The 25,254-nt window shown below is 42.0% G+C and carries 21 protein-coding genes; 10 read left to right on the forward strand and 11 right to left on the reverse strand.

The window, feature by feature from the left end:
• Positions 1–843 (forward strand): hypothetical protein, encoded by an 843-nt coding sequence (locus C1E24_RS02190; RefSeq protein ID WP_138478333.1) that lies wholly within the window; start codon positions 1–3, stop codon positions 841–843.
• Positions 844–879: 36 nt separating this feature from the next.
• On the opposite strand, the gene C1E24_RS02195 is transcribed toward C1E24_RS02190, so the two are convergent.
• Positions 880–2,904: a winged helix-turn-helix domain-containing protein gene (locus C1E24_RS02195; RefSeq protein WP_138478335.1), complete on the reverse strand. Its 2,025-nt coding sequence runs from the start codon at positions 2,902–2,904 to the stop codon at positions 880–882.
• A gap of 122 nt (positions 2,905–3,026) precedes the next feature.
• On the opposite strand from C1E24_RS02195, the gene C1E24_RS02200 reads away from it, so the two are divergent.
• Together C1E24_RS02200 and C1E24_RS02205 are read left to right on the forward strand one after the other, a co-directional pair.
• Positions 3,027–4,847, forward strand: a complete 1,821-nt coding sequence (locus C1E24_RS02200) for an alpha/beta hydrolase (protein WP_138478337.1) — start codon at positions 3,027–3,029, stop codon at positions 4,845–4,847.
• 147 nt (positions 4,848–4,994) lie between these two features.
• Positions 4,995–5,783, forward strand: coding sequence for a substrate-binding periplasmic protein (locus C1E24_RS02205; protein ID WP_138478339.1), 789 nt, complete (start codon positions 4,995–4,997; stop codon positions 5,781–5,783).
• 49 nt (positions 5,784–5,832) lie between these two features.
• Here the strand turns inward: C1E24_RS02205 and C1E24_RS02210 are convergent, their stop codons facing one another.
• Both C1E24_RS02210 and C1E24_RS02215 read right to left on the reverse strand, forming a co-directional pair.
• A complete protein-coding gene (locus C1E24_RS02210) occupies positions 5,833–6,567 on the reverse strand; it encodes a helix-turn-helix domain-containing protein (protein ID WP_138478341.1) in 735 nt (244 codons plus the stop codon).
• Positions 6,568–6,641: 74 nt separating this feature from the next.
• Positions 6,642–7,562: a manganese-dependent inorganic pyrophosphatase gene (locus C1E24_RS02215; RefSeq protein ID WP_010562021.1), complete on the reverse strand. Its 921-nt coding sequence runs from the start codon at positions 7,560–7,562 to the stop codon at positions 6,642–6,644.
• A 135-nt stretch (positions 7,563–7,697) separates the two neighbouring features.
• Here C1E24_RS02215 and C1E24_RS02220 point away from each other — a divergent pair, with 135 nt between their 5' ends.
• Positions 7,698–8,249, forward strand: coding sequence for a hypothetical protein (locus C1E24_RS02220; RefSeq protein ID WP_240721921.1), 552 nt, complete (start codon positions 7,698–7,700; stop codon positions 8,247–8,249).
• Positions 8,250–8,287: 38 nt separating this feature from the next.
• Entirely contained in the window at positions 8,288–9,097 is an 810-nt protein-coding gene (mutM, locus tag C1E24_RS02225) for a bifunctional DNA-formamidopyrimidine glycosylase/DNA-(apurinic or apyrimidinic site) lyase (RefSeq protein WP_138478343.1), read from the forward strand.
• Between the two features lie 63 nt (positions 9,098–9,160).
• On the opposite strand, the gene C1E24_RS02230 is transcribed toward mutM, so the two are convergent.
• The gene (locus C1E24_RS02230; RefSeq protein WP_138478345.1) at positions 9,161–9,346 is read right to left on the reverse strand and encodes a hypothetical protein; all 186 of its coding nucleotides are present in this window, start codon (positions 9,344–9,346) and stop codon (positions 9,161–9,163) included.
• A gap of 196 nt (positions 9,347–9,542) precedes the next feature.
• Positions 9,543–10,679 carry a M20 family metallopeptidase gene (locus tag C1E24_RS02235; protein ID WP_138478347.1) on the reverse strand — a complete coding sequence of 379 codons (1,137 nt, stop codon included), beginning with the start codon at positions 10,677–10,679 and terminating at the stop codon, positions 9,543–9,545.
• A 189-nt stretch (positions 10,680–10,868) separates the two neighbouring features.
• Between C1E24_RS02235 and C1E24_RS02240 the strand changes: the two genes are divergently transcribed.
• The 3 genes from C1E24_RS02240 to C1E24_RS02250 are packed head-to-tail and all read left to right on the forward strand — an operon-like array spanning position 10,869 to position 15,773.
• On the forward strand, positions 10,869–11,804 hold the full coding sequence (locus C1E24_RS02240; protein ID WP_138478349.1) for an ATP-grasp domain-containing protein: 936 nt from the start codon (positions 10,869–10,871) through the stop codon (positions 11,802–11,804).
• A 3-nt stretch (positions 11,805–11,807) separates the two neighbouring features.
• Positions 11,808–13,181 carry an ATP-grasp domain-containing protein gene (locus C1E24_RS02245; RefSeq protein WP_138478351.1) on the forward strand — a complete coding sequence of 458 codons (1,374 nt, stop codon included), beginning with the start codon at positions 11,808–11,810 and terminating at the stop codon, positions 13,179–13,181.
• Positions 13,182–13,193: 12 nt separating this feature from the next.
• Entirely contained in the window at positions 13,194–15,773 is a 2,580-nt protein-coding gene (locus tag C1E24_RS02250) for a M14 family zinc carboxypeptidase (RefSeq protein WP_138478353.1), read from the forward strand.
• Positions 15,774–15,952: 179 nt separating this feature from the next.
• On the opposite strand, the gene C1E24_RS02255 is transcribed toward C1E24_RS02250, so the two are convergent.
• From C1E24_RS02255 to C1E24_RS02270, 4 genes are all read right to left on the reverse strand, one after another.
• Positions 15,953–16,549, reverse strand: a complete 597-nt coding sequence (locus tag C1E24_RS02255; RefSeq protein WP_138478355.1) for a hypothetical protein — start codon at positions 16,547–16,549, stop codon at positions 15,953–15,955.
• A gap of 359 nt (positions 16,550–16,908) precedes the next feature.
• The gene (locus tag C1E24_RS02260) at positions 16,909–17,388 is read right to left on the reverse strand and encodes a DUF3299 domain-containing protein (RefSeq protein ID WP_138478357.1); all 480 of its coding nucleotides are present in this window, start codon (positions 17,386–17,388) and stop codon (positions 16,909–16,911) included.
• Between the two features lie 15 nt (positions 17,389–17,403).
• Positions 17,404–18,798: an ABC transporter permease gene (locus C1E24_RS02265; protein ID WP_138478359.1), complete on the reverse strand. Its 1,395-nt coding sequence runs from the start codon at positions 18,796–18,798 to the stop codon at positions 17,404–17,406.
• The gene (locus tag C1E24_RS02270) at positions 18,795–19,472 is read right to left on the reverse strand and encodes an ABC transporter ATP-binding protein (RefSeq protein ID WP_138478361.1); all 678 of its coding nucleotides are present in this window, start codon (positions 19,470–19,472) and stop codon (positions 18,795–18,797) included. Before C1E24_RS02270 ends, C1E24_RS02265 begins: the two co-directional genes overlap by 4 nt.
• Before the next feature lie 224 nt (positions 19,473–19,696).
• Here C1E24_RS02270 and C1E24_RS02275 point away from each other — a divergent pair, with 224 nt between their 5' ends.
• Together C1E24_RS02275 and C1E24_RS02280 are read left to right on the forward strand one after the other, a co-directional pair.
• Positions 19,697–20,797, forward strand: coding sequence for a phosphoribosylaminoimidazolesuccinocarboxamide synthase (locus tag C1E24_RS02275; RefSeq protein WP_138478363.1), 1,101 nt, complete (start codon positions 19,697–19,699; stop codon positions 20,795–20,797).
• Between the two features lie 258 nt (positions 20,798–21,055).
• The gene (locus C1E24_RS02280; protein WP_138478365.1) at positions 21,056–23,371 is read left to right on the forward strand and encodes a bifunctional diguanylate cyclase/phosphodiesterase; all 2,316 of its coding nucleotides are present in this window, start codon (positions 21,056–21,058) and stop codon (positions 23,369–23,371) included.
• Between the two features lie 48 nt (positions 23,372–23,419).
• Here the strand turns inward: C1E24_RS02280 and C1E24_RS02285 are convergent, their stop codons facing one another.
• A complete protein-coding gene (locus C1E24_RS02285; RefSeq protein ID WP_138478367.1) occupies positions 23,420–24,163 on the reverse strand; it encodes a glycosyltransferase family 25 protein in 744 nt (247 codons plus the stop codon).
• An 11-nt stretch (positions 24,164–24,174) separates the two neighbouring features.
• A complete protein-coding gene (locus C1E24_RS02290; RefSeq protein WP_138478369.1) occupies positions 24,175–25,239 on the reverse strand; it encodes a glycosyltransferase family 9 protein in 1,065 nt (354 codons plus the stop codon).
• Positions 25,240–25,254 lie beyond the last annotated feature (15 nt).

Genomic DNA, 25,254 nt, shown 5'->3' on the forward strand with positions numbered 1-25,254 from the left:
ATGAAGCTTCGATATGGGTTAGCCGCACTCTCGTTATTAAGTTCCTTCAATATATATGCCCAAAGTGAAGGTATTTCTTATAGTTACCTGACCGTGGGTAATGAATCTATCAGTTATAAAGAAACGGCCACACTTGTGCCAGTTAAATCTGATGCGAGTGTGAGCAACCTGATGCTCAACAGCGGTGGTTTGTACGACATTAATGAAACCTTTGCATTCTCTGTAGATGCGCTCGCGACTTTCTCACCGAATTCTGACAATGAAGAATGGACCCATGAAACATTTGGGGTTTATCAACGCAATCAATTTGAATACATTCACGCCAGCACTCACCTTGCGTTGCACTATAAATTGACTGAAAACTTTAGAGTTATCGGTGGTACAGCGCTGTCACTTATTACTTATAAAAGAACAGGCATTAATTTAAATTTACAAGATGGCTCGGTGATCAAAGGCGGCATGCAAGAAGAAAAGTCGAACGAGATTTATCTTGATGCAGGTATAGCCTACGAAAGTGGCAAGCTGTCAGAAAGTATGCGTTATGGTTTTAAGGCGACGGTAGGTCATACCATTTGGTCTGAAACTTATAACACGCAATTTGATGGATTAGACTTCGCGACAGACACCTTACGCTACAACCTAGAAGCGAATGTCTCTTTTAAAGTTACCGAAGGTATTCATTTAGGTGCTTATGCGCGCTACTCAATGTTAGATAGAGGCCAAGAAGGCCCTGTTGAGTGGACGGGGACTTTAGTGGATAGAGAGTCTACTTTTGCTGTCGAATTTCCAGAAGGCGAAACAACCAATAGCAGCGTTGGTTTAATGTTACTTTGGGATCTATAAATGTAATTCATTGTGATCAACTAGAGCATATAGATACTAGTTGATCACAAAACCTTGCACATCACCTTGAATAGGTTTGAGCTCAGCAAACAAAATTGCATTTTGTGCTGAGTTAACATGGAACTGGTTGATGAAGTGTTGATTACTCTCCATGACTTTTTTAGCTTCTTTGGTTGTTAAGTTATAACGCCAAATTCCTGAATCCTTTCGATAAAAGTAAACCTTGTCTTCTATTAGTTGAAAGTTGAGCCAGTTTATATTGCTAAAATCTTTGATAAGTAAAGTCTCTTTACCCTCAAAAAAACGCCACAGTCCAGCTTGGTTCCTTTTTGAGTAAATCAGCCCGCCTTGATATTGATACCCACTATAGCCACCATACTGTGTTAATTGAGAGTGTATTAAAGTCGTTTTGTTAAACAGCCATAATTGCCATTGACCGCTTTTTTGACTGCTATAGATGATGTTTTTATCGTCTTGGCTATAGTTTGCAACATACGCTTTGTGCTCAGCAGTTATGAGTTTATTCACTTCATTGGTGAGTAATTTAAGCTCATATAAAGCGCCCTGTTTTTCAAAAAGTACATGCTCTTCTTGGTTATCAGCTTGAAAGCGTCTAAAGCCAAACTCAAATGGCAGTGAGATTTTGTGTAATGCTTCGCCTTTAAGTTGCCATAAATCATGCGTGCCCATCATATCTGAGAGAAACAACAGTGACTGATTATCAGTTTGCCTTGGTAGACGGTTGAGCGCGGCATTGTTAAGCATGGTTTGAGTTTTTTGTGTGTTGAGGTCATATCTTTTTATACTACTGCTAGGGTGATATTGAGTCGCGAGTAATACCTTACCATTAGGAGAGAAGGTACTGGTAATTGACTCAACCGGATAGCTCAGCTGTTTGATGATGTGTTCAGAACCGCTTTGAGTATCAACTTGTAGTAAGGTTTTTTCTGCAGTAAAAAACAGCACATCATTTTCTGCGTCCCATGCTAAAGCGCCAACCACATACGGTACAGAATAAGTTGCCAGCTTTTCCAATGTATGGGTATTTAGCACATGAATTTCACTGCGATCAGACTCAAGATATCGAGCAAATGCTAAACGAGGTTGAGTAGGGTGAGCGGCCAATCGAAAGTCGCCATTTAAAGCGGCGTGTTTTTGTGGCAAGGATATTTGCTCTAGTACCTGAGTTGCTATCTTAAATTGATATATTTTATAGGGCGTAGCGTTACTTTTTCTTGCTTGAATAAAGAGCCTTTTCATATCGTAGTGCCATGCAATTTTGACATCTGAAAACTGACTACAATCTAGCAACGTCTTTTTATCAAAAGAAGCGAGTGATACCTGTTCTATTAAGCAGCTTTCTCTATTTTGAGAAACCAGTCCGATGACTTTCCCATTTGGAGCAAGTCGAATATCTCGAACGTCAGTCAGGTTTATGGGCAATACTTTAGGGATGTTTTTATTTACCTTCAAGTAAAGAGATGCTTGACCATTTACATCAGTATTAATGAATAACACTTGCCCGTCTTTTGCACTGCTGAGCTTGGTTTCTACACCATCGAGCGCGGTAAATCTAAACTGGCTAAACTCAGTTTGTTTGCTCTTTTCTTCTGTGTTCTGCAAAGTGTTATGTATGTATAAGAAAAAAAGCGATATAAGCAAAAAAGTGCAAATGACGATGGTTACCCATCTATTTTGAAGTTTGACAGAGGGCTTTATCTTTGTTGAGCCCAATGTGTTATTAGGCCCAGACAGTATTTTTACAGGTGCGCAAAATTGATACCCAAACTTTGGCTTGGTGACAATAAATTCAACATCTGGTGATAGCTGTTCTAGATGACTTCTAAGTTTAGAAATCGCTTTATTCACCGCACCGTCAGAGACGACTTGTTGTGGCCATGATAACTCAATTAATTTATCTCTCGATAGAACTGGTTCGCCACTTTGAATAAAGGCTAATAATAGGTGATACGACTTGGCTTCTAATAAAATGCTGCCTTCATTATGAAAAAGCGCTTTTTCTTGAGTATCAAAAATAATGTCGTGGATTTGATATTTCATACCTAGCCTAATGTTTTTTATACTTATTTTTTAGGTAAGCAAAAGGTAACGATAAATTCGATTAAAGGTTGTGACAATAATGTAGCAGCAAATTTAGTCTCTTGGCAAAACAGGAGAGACAAATGAAAAAGTTATTATTAACCCTTGTATTGTCTGGTTTCTTACAAGCTTGTGGAAGCCAGAGTCACCCCACAGAGCAGGTTGAACTGAATGACACACCAGAGGAAACCTCAAGTGATTTACACTCAAGTTTGGGAGGTCATTTTTATACCTTGGCCTTCCCTGAAGGTGGACTTAAAGAAGGAAAAGCATACAAGTTATTATTTGCTTTTCATGGTTCAGGAGGAACAGAACAGCGCATGCAACGCATGACGAGATTTGAGTTATTAAGCGATGATTACCTTGTGATTTACCCTAAATCTAAGGAGGTCGAGTGGGATGAAGGGTGTGAGTGCAACATAGCACATCGTTTAGGCGCTAAAGATGTCGAATTTATCGTTCAGCTGATTGATAAAATGCATGCTGAATATAATTTGTTGGAAGGCGAAAACTATGCGGTGGGCTTTTCTCAAGGAGGGCTGTTCAGTCAAAATATGCTATGTAAGTTCAGTGAAAAGTTTCAAGCTGTCGCAAGTGTGGCATCGCCTATGTCAGATAGGTTATCGAGTATATGCAGTATTACCGATCCAACAAGTTATATGTTAGTTCAAGGCACCGCTGATAGAGTCTTACCTTATCAAGGTTTGGTTCATCATAACTTTGGGCTTATTTCGGCGCCTAAAGCAGTCGAGTTGATTACTAGCCAGACCATACCTGATGCCGTAGTGTCTGAAAGTGCGCCCAGTGAGCGCGTTACTGAGAAATTATATCGTTCTTCAACCGACACTAAATTATTAAGCAAATTAGTCAGCATTGATGGAGGAGGTCATGCTTGGTCTTTTGAAAACTACTCAACCTCAAACCAGCTATTAGACTTTTTTAATCAAAGCAGCGCGTACGCTTTACCTGAATACTCAGCACTTTATACGGTGAATACTAAAAACTACCACGTTAGAAGTATGGGTAAACAAACTGAAAAGGGAGATGTGGTGATCCTCTCAGGCGCGAACAAGTTTTTTCACAGCGACTCCGCCTGGGCCTCACTTGTACAACCATTACTTGCGGAGCATGCAAGAGTGCATGTAATAGATAGGCTGGGGAATGCTTGGAGCTCCGATGCAGAAGAACCTTCATTCAAACAACTGGCAGCAGATCTACCTGAACTACTAAGTTTATTAGGCACTAAAGAAGTAACATTCTTGAGTTTCGCCAACAGTAACTTAGCGACTCTCATGTACTTACATAATCCCAACCCTGAAATTCAGGTGAATGGTATTGTGTGGGCTGATCCCGATATTTTACTGCCTCACTCGATTGCTCAATATCAAAGTGGCGCGGTTGCGGGCCTGCGAAAATATAAAAGCGAATATGTTGAGCATGTACGTGGCGGAAATTGGACAGAAAAGAGTCGAGAGCGTATTGCCATTGAACGTGAAGAGATCGTCAAGCTCATTCCTTCAAACCATCAAGAGAAAATGGATTGGGTCTACTATGACCAAGTAACTGAGCTGCGGTTGCAAGTCGAAAATCAAGTAACACGTATAAAAGAAATGATGAGCTATCATGATGATCTGAATATTGCAGAGCCATTACAGCACAATATTAATGTGCCTATTAGTGTAATTGACAGCGACTTTGAGCGCTTAGATATTGCTCAAGCTAACGAGGAAGAAAAACCGAGTTTAATTCAATGGCAACAAGAGGGCACGAAATGGAGTAAAGATATTGCGAATAAAACTCAAGGACAATACTACGCACTTGAAAATGCCAGTCATCAAGTGTTTTTTGAGCACCCTGATACTGTCGTTAAAGCGATACTAGAGATATTAGAGCGTAATGATTAATTACTTTTCTAATTCGTGATGGCCAGCGAGCTTACTAGGAGTTGCGTGGGCTAATTTGACGTTTTTGTCAGTACAGTACTTTACCTCCTCGAGATTACTCCTAAACTTATAGGTGAGTAAATCAGGCTTACAGAGCATGGAATTAAGATGCATAGTAATTCTCATAAACGAAATAGAGCAAAAGGATCGTTTCTAAAATACTGTGCTTTTTTATTTTCATTGTGCTTTTCTGATATTACCCATGGCCTAAACCTAGTCACCAGTGAAGGGCCGCCTCATACCATAAATCATCAACTCTACAGCGGCATAGATTTAGATGTGACTAAAGCCGTGCTCAGGCAGCTCGGCTATTCTGTTAATTTGCATTTTGTCGCGCTCGGCCGTGCTGAAAAATTAGTTCGCTCGGGGCAGTACGATCTAATGGCACCGATATTCTTTGCAAAAGATAGCGATAACTTTTATATCAGCGACCCTATTGTTACCTATAAACCTATGGTGCTTTCTTTATCTGAGCGTAATTTATCTCCCGACTCTATCAGCGATCTTGCAAAGTATGCTGTGATTACTTTTCAAGGTGCGCCGGGCTATTTTGGCGATGAGTTTAAAACCATGTCGAAGCAAGCGCGATATAAAGAGTCGGCAGATATGTCGGTGATCCCCGAGATGCTGGCTAAATCCCGTTACGATTTTGCAGTATTAGACCAATATATTTTCTATTATTTCTACCGTTTGAACGACAAACAAAGAGCCATAGATATCTTTAAGCATCATTACTTAATCCCACCTGTCACCGCCAGTGTCGCTTTTAAAGATAAAATGCTCAGAGATAGGTTTAATTTTGAATTAAAGAAGTTTAAACAGGGTAAAGGCTACGCCAAAATCGTTGAAGCTTACCTGGGGCGAATGGAGCAAGTGGCCTTGACTGAGGCTCAGTAGTTTTGCTGATTGTCTGTAACAATATTTGCAAACTCTATAGGGGTTTTTCTTAACGCTTTTGATATTCCCTCAGGCTCAATCCAAACTGTTTTTTAAAAGTGCGACTCAAATGCGCGCTGTCTGAGAAACCTGCAATATACGCCGCTTCAGTAGCGGTTCTTCCTTGTTGTAATGTCTGTACTGCGCAGATCAAACGTCGCCATAATAAATAAGGTCGCCAGGGGATCTGCATGGTGTCTTTAAATAAATGCAAAAAGCGACTTTCTGATAAGTTGAGCTCAACCGCAATGTCTGCTGCGCGCCACTGTTGTGGTTTTACACACTCCTTACCAATGCAGCGATTAAGTTTATCGAGTAAGCGAGCTATACGTGCATCAAGTATGGTTTGCGGTAGCGTGGTTTGAAGTGCTGGGGTTAAACCACACAAACCGAGCAACTCACTAAGGGTCAGAGTACTGTTTAAGGGTTTATTTATCTCGATTTCAATAAAGGCTTTATCAGCCAGTTTTGCCGTGAGCTGTTTGCCAACATTGCAGCTAGGCTCGATTAAGATCACCCAACCAGCTTGCATGGTGAGCTGATGGCTAACATCTTGGTTAATGATGCTTGCACCATTGAGCTGTATTGCATCGTGATTTGGCAGAGTAAGGCACATATCCGCGTCATCCATAGGTAATGTGATCTGAATAAGCGTGTGCTGATGGGCTGCGGTTTTTGGCACTGCGCCAAAAATGGCTAATACGCCGGGTTCGATGAGTAATTGGCTAGGTGCGTGCTGCGTCATAGATTATGGGCAATAAAAAACCGAAGACATTGCTTCGGTTTTATCAGCTATTTACATAACTTGCTAGTGTTTGCTTATGCAAACGCGTCTTGTAGTGGTGGTACTACTTGCTTCTTACGGCTTAGTACACCATCTAACCATACGCGGCTTTGCTCAGGCGCAACACCGTAAGCACGCTCAACAATGCCTTCGTCATCAGACGCGATTAGCATTTGTGAACCTTCTTTCATGATGTCTGTAAGTAGTAAGAATACAGAGTGACGGCCGCCTTCTTCTTTCAGCTTTGCAATATCCGCTTCAAGATCAGCTTTGATGTCGTCAAATACAGCTAGGTCGATAACTTCTAACTGACCGATGCCTACTAGGTTACCGTTCATGTTGAAGTCTTTAAAGTCACGCATAACTAAGTCGCGAGCAGGTGTGCCTTCAACCGCTGATTTAACTTTAAACATTTCCATGCCGAATGCTTTGTAGTCTTCGATACCTGCGATTTCAGCCAGTACTTCAACACACTTGATGTCAGCAGTCGTACAAGTTGGTGATTTGAAGATTACAGTGTCAGATAGGATTGCACCTAACATAAGACCCGCGATGTTCTTTGGAATTTCTACACCGTAGAAGTCATACATCATCTTGATGATGGTGTTTGAACAACCAACAGGGCGGATCCAACACTCAAGCGGTGTAGACGTCGTTAAGTCGCCAAGTTTGTGGTGGTCAACAACACCCACAACCGTTGCTTCATCAATGTCATCTGGTGCTTGTGTTTTTTCAGTGTGGTCTACGATGTAAACTTCTTCACCTGCATAGCTCATTTTAAGCTCAGGCGCTTCGAAACCAAACGTGTCTAGAATGAACTGTGTTTCAGGTGATACATCGCCTAAACGTGTTGCGATTGCTGCTTCACCAATTTGATTTTTTAAATATGCAAGTGCAATTGCACCACAAATAGAATCTGAATCAGGGATCTTATGACCCACTACATACATTGCCATGGACGGAACTCCTTAAATTTTGCGCGATATTCTAGCAAACAATCACGACAGTTTAATAGCAAGTCGATGCATTTTTAGACCTAAATCTAAGCCTAACCGAAGCAAAACAGAGTAAAAGCATGCTCCACAGTGAAGATGTTTTTCGATACACTGCAAAACGACTATTTAATAAAAGCAATAAAGCACAGAGGCAAGCGCATGGGATTGAGTCGTAAAGCATGGAATAACGTGGTGATATTCGCCATGCTGATCATGATCTTCTTTTTAAATGGCCTGCATCACAAGCTTAACCCCAATGATCAAGCGTCTGGCCCACAGCGACTCTTACCCGAGCAAACATTTGTACTGACATTGGCTTTTCCCGGTTACAAAATTGAGCGCATTGGCACCGCTTGGCGCAGTGAAGGGCCGTGGCAAGCAAATCCAAATCAGCTGCCTTTATTGATCGATGCATGGCAACAGATTGAGTTAGAACCGACAGATATCTCTTTACCGAGCAGCAAGGCCATTAGCGTTGCGCAGTTTTGGTTAGCTGGCGAAGAGTTACCTTGGAGCTTTCAACTCTATCAAGACGCCGAGCAATACTATATTTTTGATAAGCAACAGCAATCTTGGTTGATCTTAGAGTCAGAGTTGGCGTATCAACTGTTTGAGCCGCTTAACTTAGCGCAAGCAACAGTACAGTAACCTCAACATATTTAAAGAAATAAACATTAGAGAACTCCATGCCTGAATTACCAGAAGTCGAAGTCAGCCGTTTAGGCATTAGCCCACACATTGAAAAACAAACAGTCAGCAAGGTATTGGTTCACAATGCAAGCTTGCGCTGGCCTGTGCCAGATGACGTGAAAGACATCGAAGGGTTGATTATTAATGGTGTGCGCCGTCGAGCAAAATATTTAATGCTTGATACGGATATTGGCAGTGTGATTTTACACTTGGGTATGTCGGGACATTTGCGCATTGTGCCAATCAGTGAAGCGCTCAAAAAGCACGATCATGTTGAGATCCACTTCGATAATGGCAAAGCGCTCCGCTTAAACGATGCCCGTCGTTTTGGTGCGTGTTTATGGCAAGCGCCGAATGAATCTCATGCGTTGTTCGCAAAGCTTGGACCTGAGCCTCTCACCGATGAATTCACTGCCGAGCATTTGTTTGACTGTTCTCGTAACAAGAAGGTGCCTATAAAGCAATTTATTATGGATAACCATGTGGTTGTGGGCGTTGGTAATATTTACGCCAACGAATCACTGTTCAAAGCGGGTATTCATCCAAAACGCGAAGCGGGCAAAGTATCGTTAAAGCGTTATAAATTACTCACGCCAATCATCAAAGACACTTTAGCTACGGCAATCACCCAAGGTGGCACCACACTGAAAGACTTCGCGCAGTCTGACGGTAAACCGGGTTATTTTGCCCAGCAATTACTGGTTTATGGACGCAAAGGTGAAGAGTGCGTGACCTGTAAAACCGTGCTGAAAGAAATTCGCTTGGGGCAGCGAAGTACCGTGTATTGTCCTAAGTGCCAGAACTAGAGGTTGAAAGCTACAATTTAATAACTGCCAATAAGCTATTGGCAGTTAAGCACTGAGTAAAACTTAGCAGGCCATAACAGCCTTACTAAATGCTGAACATCTATAAAGTGGGCAGTCAGTTAAGCAAGAGATACAGCTAAGTGCTGGGTTGGTGTAAGTACCACCTGCAACAGCAGCCGTTTGCTCGTTATTTATCTTACTCTGGCTTAAGTTTTTAAGTTGTTGCTTCTTAATTTTATTTAGTTTCATTTTTATGATCCTTATATTTGTTGTACTTATCGGTAAATAAGCAAAATAAAAATTGCATAAAAAACAGTCAAATTAAAATGAAACAATTTAAACTCACTGCAAAACAAAGTTAAATTTGATGTTTGTTTGAAAAATGTTCAACTTCCGGCTTTTAAAGGCCATTCTGCGGTTTGAATAGCCTGAAGTATGAATATTTTTAAATTTCGAGTGCACTTTGTTTCGATTCTTGTGTTTCAGCTTGATAACACCACGTCGACAATATCTGTGTTACTTGTTTTATTCGTAACTCAAAGCTGCTTTTTAATGCGCGCTCATGAATGGTGTGGTCGCCGTCACCATAAGGGCCAAATCCATCTAACGTTGGTACACCTGCTGCGCTGACTACGTTCGCATCTGACACACCGCCGCGTTGCTCGGTTTTTAGCGGCTCATCTAAGATCATAGCAATCTCATCAAGAAGCTGTTGTTGCAGTACATCAGGGCTCATTACGCCGCGTTGCAAGCCGCCATTAACGTTAATTTGCACGCCAGTGATCTCCATGGCAAAACAGATATTTTCTATGCCTTTGAGTAATCGCTGTTGCTCTTTAAGCGTTTTAAAGCGGGCTTCGACCATCATGCTTGCTTTAGGAGAAATGGTATTGGTGCTTAAACCGCCTGAGATTTTACCGACATTCACGGTACTGCCTTTTTTTAAATCGGTCAGAGCTGTCATCTCAGTGAGCATATTTGCCAGTGCATAGTTTGCATCGATGCCGTCGGCGTAGTGATTGCCAGCATGGGCGGCTTTGCCAATGATCTCAATATCGAACGTGGCAATGCCTTTTCTGCCAATGACGACTTCGTGATCTTTACCCGCCGCTTCAAATACCAAACACGCGTCATAGTCTTTGGCGAGTTTTGCAGTTAAATATTTACTATCATCGCTGCCAGTTTCTTCATCACTGACCAATAAAAAATCGATGTTGTAGAGTGGGGCAAATTCCGCTTTTAAATTACGAAGTGCATTTAAGGCAACAAAGTTACCGCCTTTCATATCGCACACACCAGGGCCATACACCCAGTCTTCATCTTGCTTAAACTCGGTGAAGGTATTGGGCGGAAAAACGGTATCTAGGTGGCCGAGTAATAAGACCTTTTTACCCGCTCTTTTAGGCGTATGGAAAAGTAAATGGTCGCCAATATTGTCTCTTTGGTAACGGGTCATAGCAAAACCCAAAGGCGCAAGCAGCACTATCATTTGCTCGCCGTGTTCATCAATCCCTACTTTGTTTTTACTGTGAGAATTACAACGAATAAGGGTTGCTAATTCTGCAAAATCTATCTGTGTCATCACGTATTTCCCTGTATTAATTTGCCGCCAGTTTCTCGACACTATGTTTCAAGGAGGTGAATGTTTTATGAACAAATTTTGTTCGCTGTAATTGGTCAAAAAAGTGTCATCTTGATCCGTTTAAATTGCCGCCAACAGCGCAAACAATTCGTTTGTATTAGACCCGTTTTTTAAGACAAGGAACATAGTGTGACAGCACCTCATGTAGGCATTTGGATGTACGAAAATGGTGGCGGTAAAGCCATCGAACAGAAACTAGTTCACGCTTTGGCTGAGCGAGGCATTCAAACCTCAACAGGATTAAATTTAAGAGATGCCAGAGCGCAAGGCGGCTCAATTATGTGTAATGGTATCGCGATGGAGAAGTTAGATACGTTTTTAAGCTACAACGCCGGACAGCAAACCCAGTATCAGCTTTATTTGTATCAAACATTGAGTGAAACCATTCCGACGCTGAATAATTACAATGCTTTCTCAATTGCTGAAGACAAATTCCGCACCTCTCACTTACTAAGCTCGCAAGGCATCGTGACACCAGATTACCGCTTATGTCACAAGAACGACATGGACGGCTTAAAATCAGCGATCCGCGACTTCGGCGGCAAGCTGGTTTATAAACCAACCGACGGTTGGGGTGGCGTTGGCATAGTAAAAATTGACTCTGAGCAAGCGCTCGACATGCTAATGCCATTTTTAAGCCGCACCGACTTACGTTACTTCTACGTAGAGCGTTTTATCAATTATGACAACACCGACTATCGCATTGATATTGTCGATGGAAAATGTGTGGGCTGTTATGGCCGTAAGGCGCCAAAAGATGATTGGAAAACCAACATCACCAGCGGTGGCTCTGTATTTGTTCGCGAGCCAAGTGATGAAGTGGTTGATATTGCAGTTAAAGCCACAAAAACACTCGGGTTAGAGGTAGCTGGAGTTGACCTTATTTACGACCGTGAACGAGAAGAATATGTGGTGCTTGAAGTGAATACCATTCCAGCCTTTGCCACGCCTGAACAAGAAGCGCTGGGGATTAATTTTAATCACAGCAAAATCTCGGCCATGGTCGAACTGATAGACAAAACTGTACAACGCAAACTTTCACTGCAATCTGCCAAGGTGGCTTAAATCATGACGAAGAAAACCTCACTGCCAAAAATCGGTCTGCTTTATTTAGACTATGTTCTGCGCTTTTTTGATAAATCTAATTTTAAAGGTTGGCCCGATAAAATTGAGCAAGTGACCTATCATTGGGGCAATGACAAAGCCCGCTTTATTGCAGAAGTGAAGCGTAAAAAAATCGATGTGTTAATTGGTAATATTCCAGCGACAGCGTACGAGACATTTCGCGACATTGCCCGTGCTCTTCCTGAAGTACGTTTTTTACCGTCGCTAGATAGTCAGTTTTCCAATAAATCAAAAGAAAATGTGACGCACTTTTGCCGTAAATACGACTTACCTATCCCGCATACCGAAATTTTTTATATTCCAGAAAAAGCGCAGTCTTATCTTGCCTCGGCGATTTATCCGAAAATAATTAAACGCTCTTACGGCCCATCGAATTATGGTGGTTACTTTGTCCATAAGGTAGATAGCTACGAAGAAGCGCAGAGCCTGCTGAGTGAAAAGCGTTATTACCCAGTGTACGTACAAGATTTTGTGCCGATGGAAGCCGATATTCGCGTTATGCTGGTTGGTCACAAACCAGTTTGTGCATTCTGGCGTCGTCCGCCTGAGGGGGAGTGGCTGACTAACACCAGCCAGGGCGGCAGCATGGACTACCAAGGTATTCCAAAGTCAGTGCTTGATCTTGCGACTAAGACTTCAAAAGCGGCAAATGCAGAGTATTGGGCTTGTGATATCGCCTTAGGCAAAGATGGCAAGCTGCGCATTTTAGAGTGTGCGACTGCGTTTGCGGCCTTCCCTTATATTCGAGATTGGATTGGCCAGTATTTGATGTGGCTATTGGGCGAAGGGCGTTTTCGTAAACCAAATATTCCTATTTATAACTGGGAAGAGCTGGGCAAAATTGATGCACGCTTTCTGCGTACCATGCGCCATATTGGTTTCTCTAAATATACCCCAAGCCAAGACTGCGGCGAATTATTTACCGATATGACAGAGCAAAGATATCCAATCTTTGATACCCACTACCGCGCGGGTGAAGAGTGGCCGAGTGAGATCTGGAATCTACAAGATAACTTTAAACTGCCTGCTAAAGTGCTGCCAGCATCAGCCATGCAACCGATACCAGGCAGTGATGAAGTCATGTCTGAAACCGATTTACCGAATGTGGCATTTGATGAGTCACAAATTCGCGCCATGCTGGGTGAAGTGAAAGGCGTGGGTGACAAAATGATTGATGACATCTTAGAGACATTTGGCGCAACTGGCGTGGTTGAGGCTTTAAATACTGAGCCTGAACAGCTGTGTGTTGTAAAAAACCTCAAAGCGAAAAAGCTAGAGAAAATCGTCGATCACTGGCAGGCCTTTACAAAAGCATAACGGGAAGTAGGCATGAAAATACAATACGCGTCGTATCAAGACACCATCGACTTTTTACAAAAAGCGATGAGTGAACATCCGCATTTAATTCGTCTGCAAAGTATCGGTGAAACCTGGGAGGGCAGGCCCATTATGCTGGTGACATTGTCATTAGATGTCACCTATGCGGATGACAAACCCGCGTTATTGTATACGGGCACCATTCACGCACGGGAATGGATAGGGAACGAGTTAGCGATCAAGTTTATTCAGTATGTCATAGACAACTATCGCTTTAACCCTAAGTTACAAACAGCGTTAACACGAAACACGCTGTACATGGTGCCCTGCCTAAACCCCGACGGCTTTGAATACTCGCGTAATCACTTTTCATTTTGGCGTAAAAACCGCCGCAATAATGGTGATGGCACTTTTGGGGTGGATCTTAACCGCAACTTCGACGCGAAATTCATGCGTAACAGCAATACGCAGTCGAACACTTATGGTGGTCCGCATGCGTTTTCAGAGCCTGAAACTTGTGCTATTCGTGACTTCGTGGAAAAGCGTAGTAACATTTGTATTGCCCTTGACTATCACTCTCAAGGTAATGTGTTCTTTCCGGCCCATAAGTTTAATCATGAAGTTGAAATTGAAGGCACAGATTTAAATGTGTTGTGTGCCAACATGAATAACGAGATTAAAAAGGTCACGGGTCGCCAGTATGGTATTCACCGTGGCAAGCCACCTGCACAGCTGATCCAGGGCAGTGGCCGCGAATATTATTATCGCAAAGGGATTATTGCCACAGTTGTCGAGGTAGGTACCCGCAACATTCCTGATTACATGAAGAATATGGCGCAGAGTGTGGCCGAGAATATTCCAGCGGTTGCCTATGCATTGGGTGAAGCCATTAACTACTCAAACCTTGCGCCTGCAAGAGTGCCAGACTTCACCATTAAACAGGTGGGTCACGATAGCGTAGAGCTTGAGTGGGAATATGAGCAGCGAGAGGATATTTATTTTGAATTGTACCGTGCTGAACATAATAAAAGCCCCTGTAACGAAGCCAACCTAGTGGCCATCACCAAATCATTGTCGTTCACCGATACACAACTAGAAAGCGGACAGTTTTATTTTTACAACATTCGCGCTGTCGATAAGGTCACTAAAATTAAATCGCCGTTTAGCCCAGAACTGCGTCTAAAAACTTTATTGGCAGAGCATCAATGCAGTCGCACGCTATTCCCAGCCAAAGAGCAAGTTGGGTATTTAAGTGCTAACTATCAGCAAAAAGCACGTGAACGTTTTGGTTATAACTCTATGTTCATTGGTGTCGATAAAAAACGCGGTACGAGCGTGGGTGTCGTGGTATTTGATTTGGCGAATATTCCAGAAGGCTCGCATATCGATCGGGCGGAGTTTTTCTTATATCCGATGAATCGGGTGAACGTCAAAATAGAGAAATACGGTGAGTGGTCAGTATCGGTGCTCGATCCCAAACAAATCGATAATATCTATGACTATAATGCCATTTGCGAGGCGCCTGCATTACACACTTTAGGCGAGACCATAGAGTCAGACAAGATGACCCAAGGGATCTGGCATAAGTGGTCGTTTAATGGTGTTGAGCGAGATTTGATCTCGCAACTGCTAGACGATCAAAAACTGATCTTACGCTTGCAAGGCCCAACCAGTTTACCACTTGGCAATGACTCGCAAGTGATGCAATTCGATATTGGCTATGGACCATTTGGTAGTGGCTTACATTATCGCCCTAACTTAGAGTTGGTCTATCAATTACCTGAGCAAAGCTTAAAACTGACGCCAAACAGTTGTAATACTATTTATCAAGAAAAAGTGATTGCGGATAGCTTGTGCTCAGGTTTCGACGACCAAGGTGAAATCGTCTATGGGCAAATGGCATTTGAGCATCAACACGAATTAGAGCCAGAAAAAACCGTGTTCACCCAAGCTTGCTTAACCTTGTACAGCCAAAACTCACTGCCATCGAGCAAAGACGTACGCTTTACCGTGGAGCTGGTGGAGTTAAAAGACGTTGACTTTAAACACGTTAAACAGCGCCAGAAAATCGAATATATCGGCTATGAAGTGAGTAACGCCCAGCTTAAAGAGCGCACTGCCCATGACTTTATGTTCGACAGTTATAGCTTGAAAGAGTTGGCGCGTTTACATCAAACACAAACCCCATACTACTTTGTGATCCGTGCCACCGCTGAATCACAAGCTAAAAATGCGTTAATTGAGTGGAGTAATGCAGAGCTAAATATTCGCTACATAAACCGTCGTAATCAAGCTTTACCCGCGCCGACTGAGTTACAAGCACAAGTTGAAAATGGTGTGGTGAAACTGACTTGGCAAAACCCAGAAAGCGATGACTTTGTCGGCTGTTTTGTGGTGCGCAATTGCTTCCACCCACCGCGTTCTCCGTTTGATGGCGTAAAGTTATATGGTGGGCCAGATGAATATACGCTCGATAATTTTGGTAACCCAGATATCGCAAAATATTACGCAGTGTTTAGTTACGACCATGCGCCGAATTATTCAGAGCCAGCGGCAGTGTATTATTTGGGTAAAAATGTGATTGGGGAGTAGACTCGAACTCCGATAATAAGTGCATCATTCAGATTTAAAAATTAACAGCTTGCTGATACTTTGTTATTGCCAAAATCCTTTCGCAGACAGGAATGAAGGTTTAGTGACAGCTTAATGGGTTAAACCTACAGTATATTTATGGCGTAAAACACTAATCAGCAAGCGAAGGTTATGAACTATTAATCAGCTACGGGGCATGCTTCCACAGGTTCAACAACTCCTTTTCTCTCAGTTATATAACATTCGTCTAGTAAAGAGCAGTAGCAAACCTGTACAGTTAAATACTTTCTTTCAGTATTTAGCTTTGACCACAAAGAGTCATTCAATTCACCTCGGTAGAGTTTGTAAAACTCAAGCTTTTCTTGGGCGGGCACAACGACATTATATGTTGGCGAAGTGATGTAACCACCTTTCGTAATATTTAAATCTTTAGATGAGTTACTATTAAATTCCTTTAACTCATTTGAGCAACAATCTTCTAAATAATCGAAAAAGTTTAATGTAGACTTTTCTTTGTACTTATATATAACAGTTTTAACTATGGCAGGCCCAACACCGCCATTCGTTAAATTAAATGATATAACAGGCTTATTAGTCCCGAGTTCAAAATTGCCAGTGCCATATTGTAATAAAGGTAAAGTCATTGCTTTCACTTGTTGCTCGGCAGACTTGGCTTGTAAATAGGTTGCATAAAAAGACGCAGCAGAAATAAACATGGCACAAAGTGCCAAAGTAAGGTTGAGTTTTTGAGAGGAGAACCCTTTAGCAGACATCACTATACCTTAGTTGTTATTTTTATTATTCAGATAAAGCTACTTAATTAGCCAGCTTTGTTTGACTAAAACTAGCACAATTAGCAAGTGCTCACAATGAACTAGCCACATTGAGCATGAGCATTTTTAATGGCATGAAGTCTCGAATAGCTCTATTTTTTCTACCTGAGAATGCAGGCCAAACCTTGTGAGTAAAAATGTTATTAAATGAGATGAGTTTGAAGAAAACCGGGGCTTGATTTGCAATCAAGGTTTTATTTAGGCAGAGAGGGTAGTGAGGTTTATGGGTTTAAAAACAAGAGCAGCCGGTTACTGAGTCACAAAATACGCAGCATAAAGCTGCGCTTTCGTTTAGTTTTAAATTAAAGTTCAAAAGGAGCCACACCCACTGCTTGCATGGTGTAACCGGTTTGCGCTAATTCGCCACTCCAAGTTTCGACTTTGATAATCCCAGTGACTGTGATTGCATCGTATAAACTTTCGATTGGCACGCCGTTTTTGATTTTTACATGGACGATCTGGTTTGGTGGTGGTGGTGGCACGTGAATACACGCGCCAAAATATGGCACTAATAGAAACTCAGTGATCACTTCGCTGTCACCTTCAAGGGGCACAACAAAACCCGGCAAACTCACTGACTGACCATCTAATGCTGTTACCACCGGGGCGCCTAAATCTGGTTGCACCCAATTTTGGTCTGCGCCATCGTGACTGGCTGCGTCTTGATTGCTAATTTGCACATGACCTTGTGGGATTAAGTCTTCCCAAAAAATTTCTTTCGGTGCTTGGGCAAAACTCAGTGCGCTAAAGCACAAAGCAAAGCAGAGTGAAAATAATTTCATACTTAAGATAACCTTTTAAACTTTAATACTCATGCCGTCGCTGAGTGAATAATAATAGGCGCGCAGTGCAGGGAAGATCCCCATCACAGTGCCAGCCAGCATAATACCGCCCAATAGCGTAACTTCATAGCTGCTGAGCATAGAAAGCGACAAGCTAATACCAAACTGTGCCTGTAACACAGGTTGCGCTAGCAAGATTGCCACAAAGAATAATGCCGTTCCGAGCAAGCAACCGAGTAGTGTGATGATCACAGCTTCACTGGTTAGCAAACTGAAAATATGCCAAGGTCGAGCGCCAACTGAGCGCAGAATGGCCAGCTCGCGACGTCTTTGATTGAGCGTTGCGAGTAAGGTTGTCAGCATGCCGAGCAAGCTGATGATCACCACCACGACTGAAAATAGCAGTAAGATCTTTTCGACAATATCTAACATGCCCCACAGTTCACGCAAGGTGACGCCGGGCATAATGGCTAGCAGTGGCTCACCTTGGTATTGATTGATATTACGACGAACTTGTAAAGTATAAAGAGGTGAATCAAAACCCATTAGAAACGCAGTGATCTGTTTAGGTTTACCAATTAAATCGCCCGGTTCACTCTCAACAGGCTGGTGGGTTTTATGCTGATGTTCCCCATGACTATGCTCGCCATGATTATGGTCGTCATGTGAGTGATGATCATGATCATGATGTTTATGCTCATCATGAGAATGAACTGCTTCGTTTGATGGTTTATTAATAGCCTTTCCAATCATGCGTGGCGAAGCGTTATGAGCTGAACCATGCATTTCATCAATGGCGATAAGTGGCACATGTACAGTTCGGTCAACGGGCGTGCCGGTCGGCTTTAAAATACCGACTATGGTCATTGGATTATCATCATGATGGTGAAAACTGGTGTTACCCATACCATGGGAGATCACGATTTGTTCTCCGAGGTGGTAGTTGAGCTTTTTCGCTACATCGCTGCCGAGCACCACTTCGCGACCATTATGAAATGCGCGACCATGTTCAAATGCCAGCATTTGCTTTTTCCCGTAACGGAAATGGGTGAAGTAGCTGCTATCTGTGCCTAATACCGCATGTCCCTTGTGGCTATCACCAAGGCTTAACGGAATAGTCCATGCCACACCACGTTGCTGTTTAATGTATTCATAGCTTTGCCACTTCACAGCATTGTTGGCATGACCTATACGAAATACACTTGAGAGCAACAGCTGTATGTCGCCCGTGCGTGCTCCGACAATTAAATCTGTACCAGAAATGGTATTGGCGAAGCTGCTTTTTGCTTCTTGTCTTACTCGCTCAATCGAGAGTAGCAGCATCACACTGATGGCGATGGTGAATAGAGTGAGTAGTACGCTCGATTTACGATTCCAACTACTTTTGAAAGCCAGAGATGCTAAATTCATTGTGCCGCTCCGTTAATCTCATTCAAACTCACTTTTCTATCGAATAGCTGCGCCAAGCTATGATCATGACTGACGAATAGAATGGTGGCTTGGTATTTTTCTGCTTGGTTAAACAAGGTTTCAATAAAGGCTTCTCGGCTGTCGGCATCAAGCGCTGAAGTGGGTTCATCGGCAATGATAAGCTCTGGCTGACCAATGAATGCCCGTGCGGCAGCTACTCGCTGTTGCTGACCGATACTTAATTCACTGACCGATTTAGCTTGTAGAGTGTGGTCTATCCCTAAATTTTCTAGCAAATCAATGGCGCTTTTCTGTAAAGATTGGGTGAGTTTGTTTTTTCGCATTTTAGAGTATTGGCAGCCAAGCATGACGTTTTCAATGGGGTCTAAAAATGGCAGCAAATTAAAATTTTGAAAAATAGTCCCAATATGATCGGCTCTAAATTGATCTCGTTTTGCGGCTGAAAGTTGACGCATCTGCGTATCTAAAATTTTAATATCACCCGCTTGAATGGCATTAATCCCCGCTAATAACCCGAGCAGAGTTGATTTACCACTACCACTTGGGCCGTGTAAAAATATTCGTTCGCCTTGGCTAACTGTTAACTCAGCAATATCTAGCGTAGGGGCGGGGTGTTTAGGCCAGCTAAATACGAGGTTGTTTATCTCAATCATAATGGGCTCAATAAACTAAAAACACTGTGATGGTATAACAGTTTTCTCATCGGCTAAACTCTGCTCGGTTTAATTACCAAAATTCAACGATAAACCCCACATTTAGCAACATAAGAGTTCGGGTTTAGTTTGTGATTTAAGGGTCTTGCGATTATTATATGCACTTCTAACCCCCTCATATTTTTTGCACCCCTTAGCAAGGTGCATCCGGCCTTGGAGTAATAATGAGTAGCTACAAAGTTTTAGAAGTGAATGATGATCTACCGATCCGCACAAAAGGTGCCGTTCACAGTGGTAAAGTTCGTTCAGTTTATTGGTTAACCGACGAAGACAGTGCGCGTTTAATCGAAGAAAAAGGTTACGATGTACCTAAAGGTACGGAGCTGGCGATCATGGTAATTTCTGATCGTATTTCTGCGTTTGACTGCATTTGGCAGGGCGAAAATGGCTTAAATGGTGTACCAGGTAAGGGTATTGCACTAAACAGCGTGGCATCACACTGGTTTAAGTTATTCGATCAAGCAGGTCTTGCGGGCAACCACATTGTAGACATTCCACACCCTTATGTGTGGATTGTACGTAAAGCAAGCACGGTACGTGTTGAAGCGATTGCGCGTCAGTACATTACAGGCAGCATGTGGCGTGATTACAGCAAAGGCGTTCGCAACTTCTGTGGTATTGAGTTACCAGAAGGGCTTGAAGCGAATCAGAAGTTAGACGAAGTACTTATTACACCGTCTACTAAAGGCATTATCACTGATGTACCAGAAGTACCACCAGTGGATGATGTAAACATCACGCGTAAAAACATCACAGATAACCTAGCGGCATTTAACTTCAAATCAGAAGCTGATGTGGCTCAGTACGAAAAGCTTTTAACTGAAGGTTTTGCATTGATCAGCAAAGAACTTGCTGAGCTTGATCAGATCTTTGTTGATACCAAATTTGAGTTTGGTTACGTAGAGCAAACTGATGGCACTGAGCAGCTTATCTACATTGATGAAGTTGGTACGCCTGATTCATCTCGTATTTGGGATGGCCCAGCATTCCGCGATGGCAAAGTAATTGAAAACTCGAAAGAAGGTTTTCGCCAATTACTGATCAACAATGTGCCAGACAGCGATGTATTGCTTAATAAAGACAGAATGCCTGAACGTGAGCAGTTGGCACAAGATTACAAGCTACCAGTCGATGTGATGATGTCAGTATCAGACACTTATGTAGGCATCGCGAGCAAGATTGTGGGCAAAGAGTTAACAATTCCTGCTGATCCACGTGCAGAAGTGATTGCTATCCTTGATAGTGAATATGGCCTAATCGATTAAAAAGTGAGTTGAAGCCCCCCAGGGGCTAAGACCTAAAGCTATAAAATCCTCAGTCTGATAATACTAAAAACTTGTATTATCAGGCTTTATTCTCAAAATCCTTGCAATTAACAAGGTTATCCCTTTATCTTTACTAAGATCTCGGTCAATGAATTTAAGGCAATATTGGTCTATATTCATAACCAACTCTGAATTCTAATTTTCACTGCGCAAATTGTTGTGGCTAATGTTTAGTAAGCACCGTGCAAAAGGAACATCATGAGCACCACTTTAAAACAACGTATTATTTTACTGTGTGTCGGGCTTGTATTGCTTACGGCAATCACAAGCTTAGCGAGCTTTTGGTGGTCGACCAATCAATATAATGACAAACAAGTACAACAGGGTATTAAAGTTGCGCAAAATGTTTATCAACAATACCTGAAAGCCAAAGAGCGCTTATTAGTAACCGCATCTACGGTACTGACTGCAGACTTCGGCTTCAAGCAAGCTGTGGCGAGTCGAGATCAAGAAACCATTCAAAGCGCGTTGTTTAATCATAGTAACCGAATAGACGCCGATATCATGCTGTTGATGGATCTAAAAGGCAATGTCATTGCGTCTAACAAAGAGGGCTTGGTATTACCTAAAAACAGCCAACAACTCATGAAACAATTACTAGGTAATGGTAAAGAGTCGACTTTTATAGTGATTGATAATCAACTTTACCAAGCAATCATCTTGCCAGTAAAAGCACCACGCACCATTGCATTGAGTGTGGTTGGTTTTGCTGTCGATGAGAAGATAGCAACAGAGCTTAAAGAATTAACGGGTGTTGAGATGAGCTTCATTTCTCACGCTACGGGTCTAAAAGCCAGTTCAATTGAGCTACCAAATGAACAAAGCGATCTTCTAGCCTTCATTCATGGTCAGACAACAACACGCTGGCTTTCTGATTACCCTGTTTTTATAAGTGCCGAAGTGCCTTTGCCTGCTTTATCGAGCAATCCCATTAGCGTTATTCTCAGTGCAAACCTAACAGAGCAATATGATGAATTTGATCAGTTAGTATTAAGCATCATTTTATTGTCGTGCGGTACTATAGTGCTTGGTTTTTTAACCAGTGGCTTCTTAGCAAATAATTTGACGACCCCACTTCAGCATTTGACAGAAATGGCAAAGCGTTTTTCTAAAGGAGACTACAGTGCAGGTTTAACGGATCACAGCCCAAGTAAGGAGATCTGTGAGCTAGTAGATGCTTTTCAAGAAATGGGTGAAGACATTCAAGCTCGTGAGAAGCAAATTCGCTTTCAAGCTCAGCACGACCATTTAACGGGCTTTTATAATCGCTCTGCGGCCCTAGAGCGCCTTTCGAAAAAGTTAAAAAGCGATCCTACCTTGTATTTGATTGCGATTGATATACGAGGCCTACGTCACATCAATGACAAACTTGGTCCACGAGTCGGTGATGATTGTATTCGCGCAGTTGCCAAGCGTATTGAAGAAGTCACCAAAGATTCTAATGGTTTACATGCACGGATTGGTGGCGATGAGTTTTTAGTGGTTATGGAGCCAACAGTAGGTAGTACAGTTGAAGCCTGTGTCGCTAAACTCAATAAAGCACTTGTTAAAAGCTATATGATCCGCAATTTAGATATTTCATTGCGTTTTAGCATGGGGGTAGTGATATATCCGGAGCAGGCTGATAACCCAGAAGACTTGGTGCGTAGAACCTTGATTGCGGTCGATACTGCCGCGCAAGATGGTCATGAGATTTATTATTATCAAGATGGTGAAGACGAAGAACATCTGGCCCGACTCAAATTGATTGATGAATTAAAGCAGGCACTTACGAATGATGATGGGCAATTGTTTATGGCCTATCAACCTAAGTTAAACTTAAAAACACAACAAATTGATAAAGTTGAAGCGCTGATCCGTTGGCATAAACCAGATGGGCAATGGGTCTCTCCTGAACTATTCATCGACCTAGCTGAGCAATCTGGTCTGATTGTAGAATTAACCCAATGGGTTGTGTCTACTGTTGTTAAACAAGTCGCTGAGTGGCAGCAACAAGGCATTACCATGAAAGCGGCGATTAATGTGTCAGCACAGGATATTGCCCATGATGACTTTTTCCCACATTTAGAGTCTCAATTAGCGTTATTTAAAGTACCTCCCGCACTCATTACGATTGAGCTCACAGAGCGTGACATGATAGAAAATGAAGAGAAAGGTATCGCTGCACTTAAAGCCCTAAAAGCACTCGGGGTGATGATTTCTCTAGACGACTATGGGGTTGGCCAAACGTCTCTCGGACGTCTTAAAATGCTACCTATTGATGAGTTAAAATTAGATAAAGTATTTATTTTAAAACTTGATGAGTCACAGCAAGATCAACACATCGTACAGTCAACAATCACGCTTGGTCATCAGTTAGGCTTTTCTGTGGTTGCAGAGGGGGTTGAAAACTTAGCGTCTCTAAACCTACTCGATCAAATGCAGTGTGATTATGCGCAAGGATATTATTTAAGTAAGCCGCTTCCTTCTACTGAGTTTTTAAACTGGCTTGGGGATTATCATCAGGCAGGTTAAATTTGTTGAGTGATGATTAAAATAAAAAACGAGCCGAGGGCTCGTTTTTTATTTTTGGGTGATTTTAGACAGGTCGGCTGAAATTTTCTTGCGCTGAAAATACATGTCTTTACGATGGCGGAAGTTTCGCCAAAAAGTACTTTTATTTGAATGTCGACCATTATTAACACTAGCAATGTCACTAATAAAAGACAGATCTTCATCAATAGGGTAGGGCTTAATCCCAGTAATATTTAATGAAACTTCACTATGAAATTGTATATCAACATCGACAGGCCTAAAGAAGGGTTTTCTATTTAATAGCTTTTTGGCCCCATCTAGACTAAGAGCATATCCATTACAACAGTTCGGAACTTTTAAGTAGTTACCTAAGATATATTTATCGCTAAGTTTTACTTCATCAATAAATGAATTTTCGCAGTTATCTGACAACTTAACTAGATCCCATCCTATTAATTTACCGATTTGTTGCATGACCTCAACCAAGTGTGGTTCAATTTTAATATCATCTTCTAGCACGATGCAAAAAGGGATGTTTTCATCACGCATTTTTTCCCAAATACGCATATGACTAATGTAGCAGCCAATTTCACCCGGTGTCATATTGCGATGATGGCGTTTTAAGTTTAGCTCTGAGCTGTACCAAGAAGCGACTTCTTGCTCTGAGAGTGCTTTCCCAACAGTGGCTTCGAAACGTGTGCCTTCAAGACCGATAGCTTGCAATCGAGTTGATGTGGTGTGCCATCTTTCGATGCTACTGGCCATGTTGATGATAAAAATAGGAGGCTGCATAATTGACTTTCTTAGTTATTATTGTGTTTAGATAATAGCAATGTGGCTTCATCTATGTAAGGTGTTTTAGATTGAATTAAAGGCAAGCTAATTTCAACAATTTGCTGTGCTGAAATATCTGTTACGAGCAGGTTTTCGTTAAGTTTTAGGCTGAGCTCAGCCGTTGCCGCGATAACATTAGGCGTTTTAGGTACTACTAAAGACCAGGGGCTAGTGCCTTGCCCCACAATGGCAACGCATGGCGTTTGCACTGCTGCTGCCATATGCATAGGGCCAGAATCGATGCTTATCAGGAGATCGAACGAAGCAATATGATCGACTAATTCCGTCAACGATGTTTTCCCCGTTAAATCTGTGCAGGTCATATTTAAACTATTTGCGTAGTCAAACAATTTTTGGTTGTCTATTTGTTCTGATTTATCACCAATTAGAATTAAGTTAGATAAGTACTGTTCATTAAGTAAAGCAATTACCTGTTTTGCTTGTTCTACTGGGTAGTGGCGCGCACCTTTGTTTTTTCCACCAAAATACAAACCAATAATTGGCTTGTCGTTATTAACGGTGGTGCTTTCAATCTCTCGATAAGTTAATTTGGGAATATTAAACTGCTCAAAACAGTCACCATGTGTTTCGTTAATTAAACGGCAATATCTGAGTAAGTAATGATGGTTTACATTCAAATTTAATGGATGGCTGAGAAGTGGTTTTCGTCCATTTTGTGCATAACCAATGATGGTTTTGATACCTGCAAGTCTAGCCAGTAGCGCTTCAGAGAAAGAGCCCCTAAATAGCACCGCCATTGAAAACTGATGTTGTTTTAACTGTTTGGCTAGGGAAAACACCGAAAGTTTGGCTTCACCATAACGTTCATCGGCAATCACTTTGATATTGTAATACTCATCGCGATCGAACAACTCAACCATATAGGGCCTAGCTAGCAGGTAAATTTCATTATCAGGGTAGAGTTTTCTGAGTAGCTCGATAGCAGATAGGGTATTTATTGCATCGCCAATAAATTTTGGTAGTACGGCTAAAATAGGGCCTGAAATAGCTTCTTTTTTAATAGCGTTAACCATGGCGATTTTATTGTA

Source organism: Pseudoalteromonas phenolica, from assembly GCF_005876835.1.
In the GTDB taxonomy this organism is placed as follows: domain Bacteria; phylum Pseudomonadota; class Gammaproteobacteria; order Enterobacterales; family Alteromonadaceae; genus Pseudoalteromonas; species Pseudoalteromonas phenolica_B.